12 protein-coding genes are annotated in these 16,631 nt (G+C 61.6%); 10 read left to right on the top strand and 2 right to left on the bottom strand.

Features of this window, described 5'->3' with window-relative positions:
* Positions 1-136: 136 nt before the first annotated feature.
* Positions 137-1,513 (bottom strand): glutamine synthetase family protein, encoded by a 1,377-nt coding sequence (locus ACIPW4_RS10090; RefSeq protein WP_400657203.1) that lies wholly within the window; start codon positions 1,511-1,513, stop codon positions 137-139.
* A gap of 574 nt (positions 1,514-2,087) precedes the next feature.
* Here ACIPW4_RS10090 and ACIPW4_RS10085 point away from each other — a divergent pair.
* The 7 genes from ACIPW4_RS10085 (at position 2,088) to ACIPW4_RS10055 (ending at position 10,395) form a co-directional block, all read left to right on the top strand.
* Positions 2,088-3,446 carry a glutamine synthetase family protein gene (locus ACIPW4_RS10085; protein ID WP_400657201.1) on the top strand — a complete coding sequence of 453 codons (1,359 nt, stop codon included), beginning with the start codon at positions 2,088-2,090 and terminating at the stop codon, positions 3,444-3,446.
* Positions 3,447-3,492: 46 nt separating this feature from the next.
* Complete coding sequence (locus ACIPW4_RS10080; RefSeq protein WP_400657199.1) at positions 3,493-4,854, top strand: aspartate aminotransferase family protein; 1,362 nt, start codon at positions 3,493-3,495, stop codon at positions 4,852-4,854.
* A gap of 169 nt (positions 4,855-5,023) precedes the next feature.
* The gene (locus tag ACIPW4_RS10075) at positions 5,024-6,121 is read left to right on the top strand and encodes a polyamine ABC transporter substrate-binding protein (RefSeq protein ID WP_400657196.1); all 1,098 of its coding nucleotides are present in this window, start codon (positions 5,024-5,026) and stop codon (positions 6,119-6,121) included.
* Positions 6,122-6,279: 158 nt separating this feature from the next.
* Positions 6,280-7,374, top strand: coding sequence for a polyamine ABC transporter substrate-binding protein (locus ACIPW4_RS10070; RefSeq protein WP_400657193.1), 1,095 nt, complete (start codon positions 6,280-6,282; stop codon positions 7,372-7,374).
* A gap of 71 nt (positions 7,375-7,445) precedes the next feature.
* On the top strand, positions 7,446-8,588 hold the full coding sequence (gene potA / locus ACIPW4_RS10065; protein ID WP_400657191.1) for a polyamine ABC transporter ATP-binding protein: 1,143 nt from the start codon (positions 7,446-7,448) through the stop codon (positions 8,586-8,588).
* A complete protein-coding gene (locus tag ACIPW4_RS10060; RefSeq protein ID WP_400657189.1) occupies positions 8,585-9,505 on the top strand; it encodes an ABC transporter permease subunit in 921 nt (306 codons plus the stop codon). Before potA ends, ACIPW4_RS10060 begins: the two co-directional genes overlap by 4 nt.
* Positions 9,502-10,395 carry an ABC transporter permease subunit gene (locus ACIPW4_RS10055; protein ID WP_400657186.1) on the top strand — a complete coding sequence of 298 codons (894 nt, stop codon included), beginning with the start codon at positions 9,502-9,504 and terminating at the stop codon, positions 10,393-10,395. The genes ACIPW4_RS10060 and ACIPW4_RS10055 overlap by 4 nt, the downstream gene beginning before the upstream one ends.
* Positions 10,396-10,500: 105 nt before the next feature.
* On the opposite strand, the gene ACIPW4_RS10050 is transcribed toward ACIPW4_RS10055, so the two are convergent.
* The gene (locus ACIPW4_RS10050; RefSeq protein WP_400657184.1) at positions 10,501-10,956 is read right to left on the bottom strand and encodes an REP-associated tyrosine transposase; all 456 of its coding nucleotides are present in this window, start codon (positions 10,954-10,956) and stop codon (positions 10,501-10,503) included.
* A 314-nt stretch (positions 10,957-11,270) separates the two neighbouring features.
* Here ACIPW4_RS10050 and ACIPW4_RS10045 point away from each other — a divergent pair, with 314 nt between their 5' ends.
* From ACIPW4_RS10045 to ACIPW4_RS10035, 3 genes are read left to right on the top strand one after another with little or no spacing between them, the layout of a single operon-like run.
* The gene (locus ACIPW4_RS10045) at positions 11,271-12,359 is read left to right on the top strand and encodes an efflux RND transporter periplasmic adaptor subunit (protein WP_400657182.1); all 1,089 of its coding nucleotides are present in this window, start codon (positions 11,271-11,273) and stop codon (positions 12,357-12,359) included.
* Entirely contained in the window at positions 12,356-13,420 is a 1,065-nt protein-coding gene (locus tag ACIPW4_RS10040) for an efflux RND transporter periplasmic adaptor subunit (RefSeq protein ID WP_400657180.1), read from the top strand. The genes ACIPW4_RS10045 and ACIPW4_RS10040 overlap by 4 nt, the downstream gene beginning before the upstream one ends.
* Positions 13,417-16,482, top strand: coding sequence for an efflux RND transporter permease subunit (locus tag ACIPW4_RS10035; RefSeq protein WP_400657178.1), 3,066 nt, complete (start codon positions 13,417-13,419; stop codon positions 16,480-16,482). Before ACIPW4_RS10040 ends, ACIPW4_RS10035 begins: the two co-directional genes overlap by 4 nt.
* Positions 16,483-16,631: the final 149 nt, after the last annotated feature.

The raw sequence follows: 16,631 nt of genomic DNA, 5'->3' as shown, positions 1-16,631 counted from the left end.
TTGTGGGAGCGGCCTTGCGTCGCGAAAGGGGTGCGAAGCGCCCCCTGGATATGCGCATCCAGCCAATATCGCTGGGGCCGCTTTGCGGCCCTTTCGCGACGCAAGGCCGCTCCCACAATAGGGGCGGCGTTTTGGCTTACACGGTATGCAGGTACCAGTTGTACTCGAGGTCGGAGATCGAGTGCTCGAACTCCTCCAGCTCGCTCTCCTTGCACGCGACGAAGATGTCGATGTACTTCGGATCGATGTATTTGTTGAGGATCTCGCTGTCGTCCAGCTCGCGCAGGGCATCGCGCAGGTTGTTCGGCAGGCTCTGTTCCAGCTGCTCGTACGAGTTGCCTTCAATCGGCGTGCCTGGCTCGACCTTGTTGGTCAGGCCATGGTGCACGCCTGCCAGCACGGCGGCCATCATCAGGTACGGGTTGGCATCGGCGCCGGCTACACGGTGCTCGATCCGCACGGCATCTGCGGAACCGGTAGGCACGCGCAAGGCCACGGTACGGTTGTCCAGGCCCCAGCTCGGCGCGTTCGGCACGTAGAACTGCGCGCCGAAACGGCGGTACGAGTTGACGTTAGGGCAGAGGAACGCCATGGACGCGGGCAGGGTCTCGAGCACACCGCCGACAGCATGACGTAGCGCGGCGTTCTGCTCGGGATCCTCGCTGGTGAAGATGTTGTTGCCATCTTTGTCCAGCACGGAGATGTGTACATGCAGGCCGTTGCCTGCCTGGCCCGGGTAGGGCTTGGCCATGAAGGTGGTGTCCATTTCATGGTCGTAGGCGATGTTCTTGATCAACCGCTTGAGCAGTACTGCGTAGTCACAGGCCTTGAGCGGGTCGGCGACGTGGTGCAGGTTGACTTCGAACTGCGCCGGGGCGCTTTCCTTGACGATGGCGTCGGCCGGGATGCCTTGCTCTTTCGCGCCTTCCAGGATGTCCTGCAGGCAGTCGGCATATTCGTCGAGGTCGTCGATCAGGTACACCTGGGTCGACTGCGGGCGCTTGCCCGAGATTGGCGAGCGTGGCGGCTGCGGACGGCCGTTCACGTTCTCCTGGTCGATCAGGTAGAACTCCAGTTCGAATGCGGCGCAGATGGTCAGGCCCAGGTCATCGAACTTGCTCACCACCTGGCGCAGCACTTCGCGCGGGTCGGCGAAGAACGGCTCGCCTTCCAGTTCGTGCATGGTCATCAGCAGCTGGGCGGTAGGGCGCTTCTGCCACGGCTCATTACAGAGCGTGTCGGGAATTGGATAGCAGATGCGGTCAGCATCGCCGATATCCAGGCCCAGCCCGGTGCTTTCAACGGTGGAGCCGTTGATGTCGAGGGCGAAGAGGGAGGCAGGCAGGTTGATGCCTTTCTCGTAAACCTTGTGGAGGCTGGTGCGCTCAATGCGCTTGCCACGCACCACACCATTCATATCTGCAATCAGAAGGTCAACGTAGAGAACCTCAGGATGTTCCTTAAGGAACGCGTTCGCTTCGTTAAGCTGAACGGCACGCGGGGGTACCGACATGATGCAACACCTTTGTTGTTAAAAATATCAATCAAGGGGGGCTTGCAGGACCAGTCAATCGAAAAGACAAACTGATGTCAAGCCAACCCCATGATGCCTCGAAATGGCACATCAACGGCAGATTTGCTGCATATCGGGGCGTGCCATTATCCGCTATTTCCCTCACAAAGGGCTATCTCCGACATGCCGTGTTTTATTTTTTACGGAGGTGTTGTGTAAAAAAATTAACAAAGCTAAGCTCGGACTCAACCCAGAACACAATAATACGAGGGTCACATGGTCCGCTTGTCGCGACCTGAACGCGCTGCCTGCGCAGTGCAGTCGGGTATCCCTGCCGTTCCCGCACGCGTCCGTCGAGCTGTGGCCTGCATGGCCGCAATAATTGACGCTTCGCGCCCGTGGACCTCACCTCGTAACGCTTTTTCGTTGCTCTTCTCGTCTTCCTGCCCTTTGATTCCACTACGGACACGCTTGTTTTCAGTGTATCCACAGTGCGGCTGCGCGTGGGTTTTTGCTTTAGCAATCTTCTCCATCCAGAATCAGGGCGCTGACCACTTTACCTCCTGAGGTATCTATGAGTAACAACCTCGACCAGCTCACCGATTGGTTGAAAGAGCACAAGATCACCGAAGTCGAATGCCTGATCAGCGACCTGACCGGCATCACCCGCGGCAAGATCTCGCCGACCAACAAATTCATCGCCGAAAAAGGCATGCGCCTGCCCGAAAGCGTGCTGCTGCAGACCGTAACCGGTGATTATGTCGACGACGACATCTATTACGACCTGCTCGACCCGGCCGACATCGACATGATCTGCCGTCCCGACCAGGACGCCGTGTTTCTGGTGCCGTGGGCCATCGAGCCGACCGCCCAGGTGATCCACGACACCTACGACAAGAAGGGCAACCCGGTCGAGCTGTCGCCGCGCAACGTCCTGAAGAAAGTCCTCAAGCTGTATGCCGACAAGGGCTGGCAGCCGATCGTCGCGCCGGAGATGGAGTTCTACCTGACCAAGCGCAGCGAAGACCCGGACTTCCCGCTGCAGCCGCCAGTCGGCCGTTCTGGCCGCCCGGAAACCGGCCGCCAGTCGTTCTCGATCGAAGCCGCCAACGAGTTCGACCCGCTGTTCGAAGACGTCTATGACTGGTGCGAGTTGCAGCGCCTGGACCTCGATACGCTGATCCACGAAGACGGCACGGCGCAGATGGAGATCAACTTCCGTCACGGCGATGCCCTGCACCTCGCCGACCAGATCCTGGTGTTCAAGCGCACCATGCGTGAAGCTGCGCTCAAGCACAACGTCGCCGCCACCTTCATGGCCAAGCCGATGACCGGCGAGCCGGGCAGCGCCATGCACCTGCACCAGAGCGTGGTCGACGTGGTCACCGGCAAGAACATCTTCAGTAATCCAGACGGCAGCATGAGCGAGCTGTTCCTGCACCACATCGGTGGCCTGCAGAAGTTCATCCCCGAAGCGCTGCCGCTATTCGCCCCCAACGTCAACTCGTTCCGCCGCTTCCTGCCCGACACTTCGGCGCCGGTGAACGTCGAGTGGGGCGAGGAGAACCGCACCGTCGGCCTGCGCGTACCGGATGCCGGCCCGCAAAACCGCCGTGTCGAGAACCGCCTGCCGGGTGCCGACGCCAACCCTTACCTGGCCATCGCCGCCAGCCTGCTATGCGGCTATATCGGCATGGTCGAGGGCATCGAAGCCAGCGCACCGGTCCAGGGCCGTGGCTACGAGCGCCGCAACCTGCGCCTGCCGCTGACCATCGAGGACGCCCTCGAGCGCATGGAAATCAGCCGTGCACTGGTGCAGTACCTGGGCAAGAAGTTCATCACCGGCTACGTCGCCACCAAGCGCGCCGAGCACGAGAACTTCAAGCGCGTCATCAGCTCCTGGGAGCGTGAGTTCCTGTTATTCGCTGTCTGATCAACCCTGAGGCCGCGGATGCGGCCGCCGGAAAATGGAGAGGCACATGAGCGTCAACAACCCGCAAACCCGTGAATGGCAAAACCTGAGCGGCGAGCACCACCTTGCACCCTTCTCTGACTACAAGCAGCTGAAGGAGAAGGGGCCGCGCATCATCACCAAGGCCCAGGGTGTGCATTTGTGGGACAGCGAGGGGCACAAGATCCTCGACGGCATGGCCGGCCTGTGGTGCGTGGCGGTCGGCTATGGCCGTGAAGAACTGGTGCAGGCAGCAGAAAAGCAGATGCGCGAGCTGCCGTACTACAACCTGTTCTTCCAGACCGCTCACCCGCCGGCCCTGGAGCTGGCCAAGGCGATCACCGACGTGGCGCCCGAGGGCATGACCCATGTGTTCTTCACCGGTTCCGGCTCCGAAGGCAACGACACCGTGCTGCGCATGGTGCGCCACTACTGGGCGCTGAAGGGCAAGCCGCACAAGCAGACCATCATCGGCCGCATCAACGGCTACCACGGTTCCACCTTCGCTGGTGCTTGCCTGGGTGGCATGAGTGGCATGCACGAGCAGGGCGGCTTGCCGATCCCGGGCATCGTGCATATTCCACAGCCGTACTGGTTCGGCGAAGGCGGTGACATGGACCCGGACGCGTTCGGGGTGTGGGCTGCCGAGCAGCTGGAGAAGAAGATTCTGGAAGTCGGCGAAGACAACGTCGCTGCCTTCATCGCCGAGCCTATCCAGGGCGCCGGCGGGGTGATCATTCCGCCTGAGACCTACTGGCCCAAGGTCAAGGAGATCCTGGCGAAGTACGACATCCTGTTCGTCGCCGACGAAGTGATCTGTGGCTTCGGCCGCACCGGCGAGTGGTTCGGCTCCGACTATTACGACCTCAAGCCCGACCTGATGACCATCGCCAAGGGCCTCACTTCCGGTTACATCCCCATGGGCGGTGTGATCGTGCGTGACAAGGTGGCCAAGGTGATCAGCGAAGGCGGTGACTTCAACCACGGCTTCACCTATTCCGGCCACCCGGTGGCAGCGGCGGTGGGCCTGGAAAACCTGCGCATACTGCGCGACGAGAAGATCGTCGAGAAAGCGCGCACGGAAGTGGCACCCTACTTGCAAAAGCGTCTGCGTGAGCTGCAGGACCATCCGCTGGTGGGCGAGGTGCGCGGCCTGGGCATGCTCGGTGCGATCGAGCTGGTCAAGGACAAGGCGACCCGCAGCCGTTACGAGGGCAAAGGGGTCGGCATGGTATGCCGCAACTTCTGCTTCGAAAACGGCCTGATCATGCGCGCGGTGGGTGACACCATGATCATCGCCCCGCCGCTGGTGATCAGCCACGCCGAGGTGGATGAACTGGTGGAAAAGGCGCGCAAATGCCTCGATTTGACCTTGGAGGCGATCCGATAAGCGCCTGCTAGGCTAGCGATGTGACATTAAGTCGTTACATGGCTCTGCTTTCCTTGAAACAGAGCCTTGTAACTTGCCAGACTAGCGACTGTTTCAGTCGCCGCGCGCTCTGCACCGTGGGTTCTGGCTGCTGGACAGTTGCTAACATAAAAATTCTGGAGCATTACGCATGAATAAAATGGGCAAGACGTTGCTGGCCGCAGCCCTGATGGGTGCCATGGCCTCCGCTGTTCAGGCTGAAGACAAGGTGTTGAACGTCTACAACTGGTCGGACTACATCGCTCCGGACACCATCGCCAAGTTCGAGAAACAGACCGGTATCAAGGTCAAATACGACGTCTTCGACAGCAACGAAACCCTGGAAGCCAAGCTGCTGGCAGGCAAGTCCGGCTACGACATCGTCGTGCCGTCGAACAACTTCCTGGCCAAGCAGATCAAAGCTGGCGTTTACGAAGAGCTGGATCGCTCCAAACTGTCGAACTGGAAAAACCTCGACCCGGACCTGCTCAAGGCCGTGGGCGATGCCAGCGACAAGGACAACAAGCACGCCTTCCCGTACATGTGGGGCTCGATCGGCATCGGCTACAACCCGGAGAAGGTCAAGGCTGCGCTGGGCGTGGACCACATCGACTCGTGGGATGCCGTGTTCAAGCCTGAGAACATCGCCAAGCTAAAGAGCTGCGGCGTGAGCTTCCTGGATGCCCCTACCGAAATGCTGCCGGCCGCGCTGCACTACCTGGGCCTGCCAAGCAACAGCACCAAGAAAGAAGACCTGAAGGCCGCCGAGGACCTGTTCCTCAAGATCCGTCCTTCGATCACCTACTTCCACTCCTCCAAGTACATCGGTGACATGGCCAACGGCAACATCTGCGTGGCCGTCGGTTACTCGGGTGACCTGGAGCAGTCCAAGGCCCGCGCCCACGAAGCTGGCGACAAGGTCAAAGTGGACTACGTGATTCCGAAGGAAGGTGCCGGTACCTTCTACGACATGGTTGCCATCCCTAAAGACGCCGAGCACAAGGATGCCGCCTACCAGTTCATGAACTTCCTGCTGCAGCCGGAAGTCATGGCCGAGATCACCAACGCCGTGCGCTTCCCGAACGGCAACGCTGCCGCCACACAGTTCGTCGACAAAGACATCACCAGCGACCCGAGCATCTACCCGCCTGCAGAAGTGAAGAAGCAGCTGTACGCAATCGCTGCGCCTGATGCTTCTGTACAGCGTGTGATCACCCGCAGCTGGACCAAGATCAAATCGGGCAAATAGCCCCGATGCGAGTGCTCTGGGCCGGGGTTTTCCGGCTCAGAGCCAGTGAAAGGCAATTGATGATTGCGGCATCGAAGCTGCGAAGGTAAGTTGCGCGCCGGTTTTGCGTGTGCGGCAGCATTGTCGCTACCCAGGCACTGATTGTGAGGACCCCCCACTTGTCTATTTCTGTAATCCGCAAAGCCTTGATGGCCGGAGCGGGCCTGACGCTGGCATGCAGCGTCCAAGCGGCGCCTACGGTGCACTTCTACAACTGGTCGGACTATATCGGCCCGAACACTCTCGCGGACTTCGAAAAGGCAACGGGCATCAAGCCCGTGCAAGACGTTTTCGATTCCAACGAAACCCTGGAAGGCAAGCTGCTGGCCGGCAACACCGGCTATGACGTGGTGGTGCCGTCCAACCATTTCCTCGGCAAGCAGATCAAGGCGGGCGCGTTCCAGAAGCTCGACAAGAAGCTGCTGCCCAATTATTCCAATCTTGACCCGGCGCTGATGAAACGCCTGGAAAAGAACGACCCGGGCAACCAGTACGCTGTGCCTTACCTGTGGGGCACCAACGGCATCGGTTACAACGTCGACAAGGTCAAGGCCGCGCTGGGCGTGGACACCATCGACTCCTGGGCCGTGCTGTTCGAACCCGAGAACATGAAGAAGCTGTCCAAGTGCGGCGTGGCCTTCCTCGACTCGGCGGACGAAATGCTCCCGGCGGTGCTCAACTACATGGGGCTCAACCCCAACAGCACCGACCCCAAGGATTACGCCAAGGCCGAGCAGAAGCTGCTGGCCGTGCGCCCGTACGTGACCTACTTCCACTCGTCCAAGTACATCACCGACCTGGCCAACGGCGACATCTGCGTCGCGGCAGGTTTCTCGGGTGATGTGTTCCAGGCCAAGGCCCGCGCTGAAGAAGCGAAGAAGGGCGTTAACCTGGCCTACGCCATTCCCAAGGAAGGCGGCAACCTCTGGTTCGACGTGCTGGCGATCCCCAAGGACGCCAAGAACGTCAAGGAGGCCCATGCCTTCATCAACTATTTGCTGAAACCTGAGGTTATCGCCCAGGTCAGTGATTACGTCGGTTACGCCAACCCGAACCCCAAGGCTGGCGACCTGATGGACCAGGCCGTGAGGACTGACGCCGCGGTTTACCCACCGCAGGAAGTGCTGGACAAGATGTTCGTGAACTCAGAGCTGCCGCCCAAAGTGCAGCGCCTGATGACCCGCAGCTGGACCAAGGTCAAGTCGGGCAAGTAATCATCCAGACCCGTTGCGGTACCTGGAACACAGGCCGCACGGGCACAAAAATCTTGTTGGGAGTTTCACTCATGGCAGTTGCCTCCGGTGCCTATAAAAAAGCCCTCGAGGGTGGCCAGCAACCCAAGCAGGTGCTGGTCAAGATCGATCGGGTTACAAAAAAGTTCGACGAAACGGTCGCCGTGGACGATGTGTCCCTGGAAATCCGCAAAGGCGAGATCTTCGCCCTGCTGGGTGGCTCCGGTTCCGGCAAATCGACCTTGCTGCGCATGCTGGCCGGCTTCGAGCGCCCGACTGAAGGGCGGATCTTCCTCGATGGCGTCGACATCACCGACATGCCGCCGTACGAGCGGCCGATCAACATGATGTTCCAGTCCTACGCGCTGTTCCCGCACATGACCGTGGCACAGAACATCGCCTTCGGCCTGCAGCAGGACAAGATGCCCAAGGCCGAGATCGACGCCCGCGTGGCCGAGATGCTCAAGCTGGTGCACATGACCCAGTACGCCAAGCGCAAACCTCACCAGCTCTCCGGTGGCCAGCGCCAGCGGGTAGCCCTGGCCCGTTCCCTGGCCAAGCGCCCCAAGCTGCTGCTGCTCGACGAGCCAATGGGCGCGTTGGACAAGAAATTGCGTTCGCAGATGCAGCTTGAGCTGGTCGAGATCATCGAGCGCGTGGGTGTGACCTGCGTGATGGTGACCCACGACCAGGAAGAGGCCATGACCATGGCCCAGCGCATCGCCATCATGCACCTGGGCTGGATCGCCCAGATCGGCTCGCCTGTGGATATCTACGAGACGCCTACCAGCCGCCTGGTGTGCGAATTCATCGGCAACGTCAACCTGTTCGAAGGTGACGTGGTCGATGACGCCGAAGGCCATGCGATCATTGCCAGCCCGGAGCTGGAGCGCAAGATCTACGTCGGCCACGGCATCACCACCTCGGTGGAAGACAAGCACATCACCTACGCTCTGCGCCCGGAAAAGCTGCTGGTCACCACCAGCCAGCCGGACTTCGAGCACAACTGGTCGCGCGGCAAGGTCCACGATATCGCCTACCTGGGCGGCCACTCGGTGTTCTACGTCGAGCTGCCGAGCGGCAAGATCGTCCAGTCGTTCGTTGCCAACGCCGAACGCCAGGGCACCCGCCCGACCTGGGGCGATGAAGTGTTCGTGTGGTGGGAAGACGACAGCGGCGTGGTACTGCGGTCATGAAACTGCGCAAGCTCAAGCGAGCCTTCCAGCGCCTTACCCCGGAGGGGCGGCACTTGGTGATCGGCGTGCCGTTCATCTGGCTGTTCCTGTTCTTCATGCTGCCGTTCTTCATCGTGCTGAAGATCAGCTTCGCTGAAGCCGATGTGGCGATCCCGCCATACACGGAGATCTACAGCTACGTCGAAGACAAGATCCAGCTGGTGCTCAACCTGGCCAACTACGGCCTGTTGACCGAGGATGAACTGTACATATCGGCCTATCTGGGCTCACTGAAGATGGCCTTCTTCAGCACCCTGCTGTGCCTGCTGATCGGCTACCCGATGGCCTACGCCATCGCCAATGCCAAGAAGGAGACCCAGACGGTCCTGCTGCTGCTGATCATGATGCCGACCTGGACCGCGATCCTGATCCGCGTCTATGCCTGGATGGGCATCCTCAGCAACAACGGGCTGCTCAACGGCTTCCTGCTGTGGACCGGGCTGATCGATCAACCGTTGCAGATCCTCAACACCAACCTGGCGGTGTACATCGGCGTGGTCTATTCGTACCTGCCGTTCATGATCCTGCCGTTGTTCGCCAACCTGGTGAAGCACGACCAGAGCCTGCTTGAAGCCGCATCGGACCTGGGTTCGAGCACCTTCAACAGCTTCTGGAAGATCACCGTGCCGCTGTCGAAGAACGGCATCATCGCCGGCTGCATGCTGGTGTTCATCCCGGTGGTGGGCGAGTTCGTGATCCCTGAACTGCTCGGCGGCCCGGAAACCCTGATGATCGGTAAAGTGCTGTGGCAGGAGTTCTTCAACAACCGTGACTGGCCGGTGGCATCCGCCCTGGCAGTGGTGATGCTGGCGATCCTGATCGTGCCGATCCTGCTGTTCAACCGTAGCCAGGCCAAAGAGATGGAGGGCCGCGCATGAAACGCTTCAGTTTCTCCAAGCTGATGCTGGTGCTCGGCTTGCTGTTCATCTACCTGCCGATGCTGATCCTGGTGATCTATTCGTTCAACGCCTCCAAGCTGGTGACCGTGTGGGGGGGCTGGTCGGTGAAGTGGTACGTCGGCCTGCTCGACAACAGCCAGCTGATGGGTTCGGTGATGCGCTCGCTGGAAATCGCCTGCTACACGGCGGTGGCGGCGGTGGCGCTGGGCACCCTGGCGGCCTTCGTGCTGACGCGGGTCACCCGCTTCAAGGGCCGCACGCTGTTCGGCGGCCTGGTCACCGCACCGCTGGTCATGCCCGAGGTGATTACCGGTCTGTCGCTGTTGCTGCTGTTCGTGGCCATGGCGCAGATGATCGGCTGGCCGCAGGAGCGCGGCATCGTCACCATCTGGATCGCCCACACCACGTTCTGTGCGGCGTATGTGGCGGTGGTGGTGTCGGCGCGCCTGCGTGAGCTGGACCTGTCGATCGAGGAAGCGGCGATGGACCTCGGTGCCAAGCCGTGGAAGGTGTTCTTCCTGATCACCATCCCGATGATCGCGCCGTCGCTGGCGGCGGGCGGCATGATGTCGTTTGCGCTGTCGCTGGACGACCTGGTACTGGCCAGCTTCGTGTCCGGCCCTGGCTCGACTACCTTGCCGATGGAAGTGTTCTCGGCGGTGCGTCTGGGCGTGAAGCCCGAGATCAACGCCGTGGCCAGCCTGATCCTGCTGTCGGTGTCGCTGGTGACCTTCTTTGTCTGGTTCTTCAGCCGTCGGGCCGAAGAGCGTCGTCGCAAGGCGATTCAGCAGGCGATCGAAGAGGGTGCGGCGGCCAATGCCTCGCAGCCACAAGTGCGTCGCCCGACGCAGGTGGCTGCGTCAGCCTGACCCGGCCCTTTCGCGGGTAAACCCGCTCCCACAGGGACAGCACTGCCTCAGGCCTGTGTTGATCCCTGTGGGAGCGGGCAAGTCCGCGAAGGCCCCTACACCGATTCAAAGCCATATTGCATCCCAGTGTGGATAGTCCCTGACACTCTTGACCAATCCAGCTCTCAAGGGGTTGGCCACAATGTACCGGGCCACATGTATCACACTTTCCTCCCGCCTTAACGCATGGTCGTGGTATCCCGGTTGCCATATCGGCCTGTGACTGACACCAGACTTGCGTAAAGCAATGGCTGTGCGTGATTTGAACTTGCGCATCAATGTGCCCAAGGTGACTTCCTTCAACTCGACCAGCCAATGCAAGTGGTCAGGCATCACTACCCAGGCCAGAGAATGGCAATTCTGAATGTCATTTGAGATCCGCAAATGTTTGACCACCAGACGAGCATGGTGGAAATCATGGAACAGAGGCTGTCGCTGGTGCGTGATGGTGGTCAGCATGTAGAGCCTGCCTGGCTCGGAAAATCGCCCACGACGCAGCCGGTACGATTCGGCGAGTGACATTGTGATCGTCCTTGAAAATGAACCTCGTCCGAAGGTTGGCGGCTCAGCTGGCGCTACCGACTGGTTGATGGTTTCTGGATATGGCAAAAGATCATTCGTGGCTGTGCCGACCTCTTCGCGGGCACGCCCGCTCCCACAGGTACTCTAAAGGTTTCAAGGCCTGCGCCCTCCCTGTGGGAGCGGGCGTGCCCGCGAAGAGACCCGCACAGTCGCTGAAATTGCCTAGCTGATCCCGGTCAGTGCCGTTTATCGAACCCTGAACTACGCTGACAGTCGCATCTCAAGAATCATTTGCGCGCAAGCAAGGAGCCTGCATGACGTTGATGCGTCCGCTGTTGGTCGTTTGCCTGGGGCTGCTGTCCCTGTTGTCAGGCTGTAGCAAGGAAGAAACCACCGAGACACTGCCGCGGGTCGGCGTGCAACAGGTATCACCCACCGATTTCGCTGCCAGGGTCACCCTGACCGGCGACGTACAGGCGCGGGTGCAGACCGACCTGTCATTCCGCGTCGGCGGCAAGATCATTTCGCGCAGCGTCGACGTGGGCGATCACGTCAAGGCCAACCAGGTGCTGGCGCGCCTGGACCCCAAAGACCTGCAGAACAACGTCGATTCGGCCAAGGCCGAAGTGTTCGCCGCCCAGGCACGTGTGACGCAAACCGCCGCAGCTTTCGTTCGCCAGCAAAAACTGCTGCCCAAGGGTTACACCAGCCAAAGCGAATACGACTCTGCCCAGGCTGCGCTGCGCAGCGACCAGAGCGCACTGAAAGCCGCCCAAGCGCAGTTGGCCAATGCCAATGAACAACTGAGCTACACCGCACTTGTGTCCGAAGCCGACGGTGTGATCACCGAGCGCCAGGCCGAGGTCGGTCAGGTCGTCCAGGCGACCATGCCGATCTTCAGCCTGGCCCGCGACGGCGACCGTGATGCCGTATTCAATGTCTATGAGTCGCTATTGGTAGCGCCGCCGAGCGATGCCGGCGTCATCGTCAGCCTGCTGGACGACCCCAAGGTCCAGGCTCACGGCTTTGTTCGCGAAATCACCCCCACCGTGTCGGCGCAAAGCGGCACGGTGCAGGTCAAGGTGGCGCTCAAGGACGTGCCGCCGGGCATGCAGCTGGGCGCGCCGGTGACTGCCAGCACCAATGCGGTGGGCCGGCCAAGCATCGAACTGCCGTGGTCGGCGTTGACCAAGGCGCTGCATGAACCGGCCGTCTGGGTGGTGGGCGAGGGCGACAAGGTCGAACTGCGCAAGGTCGAGGTCAGCCGCTACCTGACTGGCAAGATCGTCGTCGCCTGCGGCCTGAAGGCAGGCGAGGCCGTGGTGGTCACCGGTGGTCAGCTGCTGCACCCCGGCATGCAGATACAGAGGGTCGATGCCAAGGCGCCAGGGGGTGAGTTATGAAACGCGTGCTGATGCTGTCGGCTAGCTTGCTGGTGGCCGCCTGCGGCAGCGAACACGAAGCGCCGGAGCCGATCCGGCCAGTACTGTCGGTCAAGGTAGAGCCGCAGATGCAGTCGCAGCTGGGCCGCTTCGCCGGCCTGGTCGAAGCGCGCTTCGAAAGCACCTTGGGCTTCCGGGTTGGCGGGCGCATTGCCCGGCGTTGGCTGGATGTGGGCGCCCAGGTCAAACCAGGTGACACCCTGGCCACACTCGACCCCACCGACCAGCAGAACCAGCTGCGCGCCGCCGAAGGCGACCTGGCCAAGGTGCAGGCGCAATGGATCAATGCGCAGGCTGATGCCCGCCGTCAGCAGCAGCTGTTCGACCGCGGCGTCGGTGCTCAGGCACAGCTGGATATCGCCCAGACCAACCTGAAAACCACCGCTGCGGCACTGGAACAGGCCCGCTCGGCTCTCAGCCAGGCGCAGGACCAGCTCGGCTATAGCACCCTGCGCACCGATCATGCGGCAGTCATCACGGCCTGGCAGGCCGAGGCCGGGCAGACCGTCACCGCCGGCCAGGCCGTGGTGACCCTGGCGCGGCCCGATGTGAAGGAAGCGGTGATCGACCTGCCAATCGCCCTGGCCGAGCAACTGAGCAAAGACCTGACGTTCACCGTCGCCTTGCAGCTCGACCCGAGCATCAACACCACCGCCACCCTGCGCGAGCTGGAGCCGCAGGCCGACCCGACAACCCGTACCCGCCGCGCGCGCCTGACCTTGGCAAGCACCCCGGCGGCCTTCCACCTGGGTACCGCGATCAGTGTAACCCTGAGCTCGCAAACAACCCCACGCAGCGAGCTGCCCCTGAGTGCCTTGCTCGAGCGTGACGGCAAGACGCAGGTCTGGGTGATCGACACCCAGCAAAAGACCGTGGGCACCCGCGACGTCACCCTGATCGACCGTACGGCTGACAGCATCATCCTGACTGCCGGCGTGCAGCCCGGTGAGCGCGTGGTGACTGCAGGCGTGAACAGCCTCAAGCCTGGCCAGAAGGTCGCCTTCGACGAGGATGCGCAATGAAAGGAAGCTTCAACCTGTCCGAGTGGGCGCTCAAGCATCAATCGTTCGTCTGGTACCTGATGTTCGTCGGCCTGTTGATGGGGATTTTCTCGTACTTCAATCTCGGCCGTGAAGAAGACCCGTCGTTCACCATCAAGACCATGGTGATCCAGACTCGCTGGCCCGGTGCGACCCAGGACGAAACCCTGAACCAGGTCACCGATCGCATCGAGAAGAAGCTCGAGGAACTGGACTCGCTCGATTACACCAAGAGCTACACACGCCCGGGTGAGTCCACGGTCTACGTGTACCTGCGCGACACCACCAAAGCCGCGGACATCCCGCAGATCTGGTACCAGGTGCGCAAGAAGATCCAGGACATTCGTGGCCAGTTCCCCGCCGGTATTCAGGGGCCCGGGTTCAACGACGAGTTTGGTGACGTGTTCGGCTCGATCTACGCCTTCACTGCCGACGGCCTGACCCTGCGTCAGCTGCGCGATTACGTGGAACAGGCGCGGGCCGAAGTGCGCGATGTGCCCAACATCGGCAAGATCGAATTTGTCGGTACCCAGGACGAAGTGCTGTACCTGAACTTCTCCACCCGCAAACTGGCCGCGCTGGGAATCGACCAGCGTCAGGTCATGCAGGCCCTGCAAGCGCAGAACGCGGTGACCCCGGCTGGGGTGATCGAGGCCGGCCCGGAACGCATTTCGGTGCGCACCACCGGGCAGTTCGCCTCGGAAAAGGATCTGCAGACCGTCAACCTGAGGATCAACGACCGCTTCTTCCGGCTTGCCGACATTGCCGACATCGAACGCGGCTACGTCGACCCGCCATCACCGATGTTCCGCTACAACGGCCAGACCGCCATCGGCCTGGCCATCGGCATGAAGGCTGGCGGCAACATGCAGGTGTTTGGTGCGGCGCTGAAAAAGCGCATGGACCGGGTGATCGAAGACTTGCCGATCGGTGTCGGGGTGCACACCGTTTCTGACCAGGCAGTCGTGGTAAAGGAGGCGGTCGGTGGCTTCACCAGCGCGCTGTTCGAAGCGGTGGTGATCGTGCTGGCGGTAAGCTTTGTCAGCCTGGGCATGCGAGCAGGCCTGGTGGTGGCCTGCTCTATCCCGTTAGTGCTGGCGATGGTGTTCGTGTTCATGGAATACAGCGGCATCACCATGCAGCGGATTTCGCTGGGGGCGCTGATCATTGCCCTGGGCCTGCTGGTGGACGATGCGATGATCACCGTGGAGGTGATGGTCACCCGGCTGGAAATGGGCGACAGCAAGGAGCAGGCGGCGACCTTTGCCTACACCTCCACGGCATTCCCGATGCTCACCGGCACCCTGGTGACCGTGGCCGGCTTCGTGCCGATCGGCCTCAACGCCAGCTCCGCCGGCGAGTACACCTACACGTTGTTCGCGGTCATCGGCGTTGCCTTGGTGGTGTCGTGGATCGTTGCCGTGTTCTTCGCTCCGGTGCTGGGTGTGCACATTCTCAGCAGCAGCAAGCTCAAGGCCCATGCAGCCGAGCCCGGGCGGGTCGGCAGAGCGTTCGAAGGGGGGTTGTTGTGGTGCATGCGCCACCGCTGGGTGACGATCATTGGCACCATCCTGCTCTTTGCCCTGTCGCTGTTCAGCATGCGCTTCGTGCAGAACCAGTTCTTCCCCTCGTCCGACCGCCCGGAGATCCTGGTCGACCTGAACCTGCCGCAAAACGCGTCGATCGAAGAGACGCGCAAGGTGGTCGACCGCTTCGAGGCGCGCATCAAGGACGACCCCGACATGGTGCACTGGAGCACCTACATTGGCCAGGGCGCCATCCGCTTCTACCTGCCCCTCGACCAGCAGTTGCAGAACCCGTATTACGCGCAGCTGGTGATCGTCAGCAAGGGCTTCGAAGAGCGCCAGGGCATGATCGAGCGTTTGCAGAAAATCCTGCATGAAGAGTTCGTCGGCGTCGGCGTCAACGTGCAATCGCTGGAAATGGGCCCACCGGTCGGTCGGCCGATCCAGTACCGGGTCAGCGGGCCGAGTATCGACGAGGTGCGCAAGCATGCCATCGACCTGGCCACCTTGCTCAACCAGAATGAGCATATCGGCGAGATGATCTACGACTGGAACGAGCCTGGTAAGGTGTTGCGCGTGGAAATCGCCCAGGACAAGGCGCGCCAGCTGGGGCTGTCGTCGGAAGACGTGGCCAATGTGATGAACAGCATCGTCAGCGGGGTGAACATCACCCAGGTCAACGACAGCATCTACCTGGTCAACGTGGTCGCCCGCGCCGAGGACAGCGAGCGCGGTTCGCCCGATACCCTGCAGAACCTGCAGATCCTTACCCCCAATGGCACCTCGATCCCGCTGCTGTCGTTCGCCACCGTGCGCTACGAGCTGGAGCAGCCATTGGTGTGGCGCCGCGATCGCAAGCCGACCATCACCATCAAGGCGTCGGTCAACGGCACCATCCAGCCGACCGACCTGGTAGCCCTGCTGAAACCGAATATCGACGAATTCGCCAGCAAGCTGCCGGTCGGGTATGAAGTGGCCACTGGCGGTACCGTGGAGGAAAGCGGCAAGGCTCAGGGGCCGATCGCCAAGGTCATCCCGCTGATGCTGTTCCTCATGGCGACGTTCCTGATGATCCAGCTGCACAGCGTGCAGAAGCTGTTCCTGGTGGTCAGCGTGGCGCCGCTGGGGCTGATTGGCGTGGTGCTGGCGCTGATACCTACGGGTACGCCGATGGGCTTCGTGGCCATCCTCGGCATCCTGGCGCTGGCGGGTATCATCATTCGCAACTCGGTGATCCTGGTGACCCAGATCGACGAATTCGAAGCGCAGGGCTACGCCCCTTGGGACGCAGTGCTGGAAGCCACCAATCACCGGCGCCGGCCTATCCTGCTGACGGCGGCGGCAGCGAGCCTGGGCATGATCCCGATTGCCCGCGAGGTGTTCTGGGGGCCGATGGCCTACGCCATGATTGGCGGCATCATCAGTGCAACGCTGCTGACGCTGCTGTTTCTCCCGGCCTTGTATGTGGCCTGGTACAAGATCCGCGAGCCTGAAAACGGTACTAAAACCCCACACTGAACCTTGTGGGAGCGGGGGGGGGGGGGGGGGGGGGGGGGGGCGGCCCCCCGCCCCCGGGGGGGGGGGGGGCGGCGCGGGGGGGGGGGGGGGCGGACCCCCGGCGCCCAACACCACCGCCACACCAGCAAGGCGGGGGGGTAGAACCGCGC

This window comes from Pseudomonas sp. NPDC089996 (assembly GCF_044748405.1).
Taxonomy (GTDB): Bacteria; Pseudomonadota; Gammaproteobacteria; order Pseudomonadales; family Pseudomonadaceae; genus Aquipseudomonas.
The sequence above is the reverse complement of the archived record's forward strand: the minus strand, read 5'-3'. Positions and strand labels throughout refer to the sequence as shown.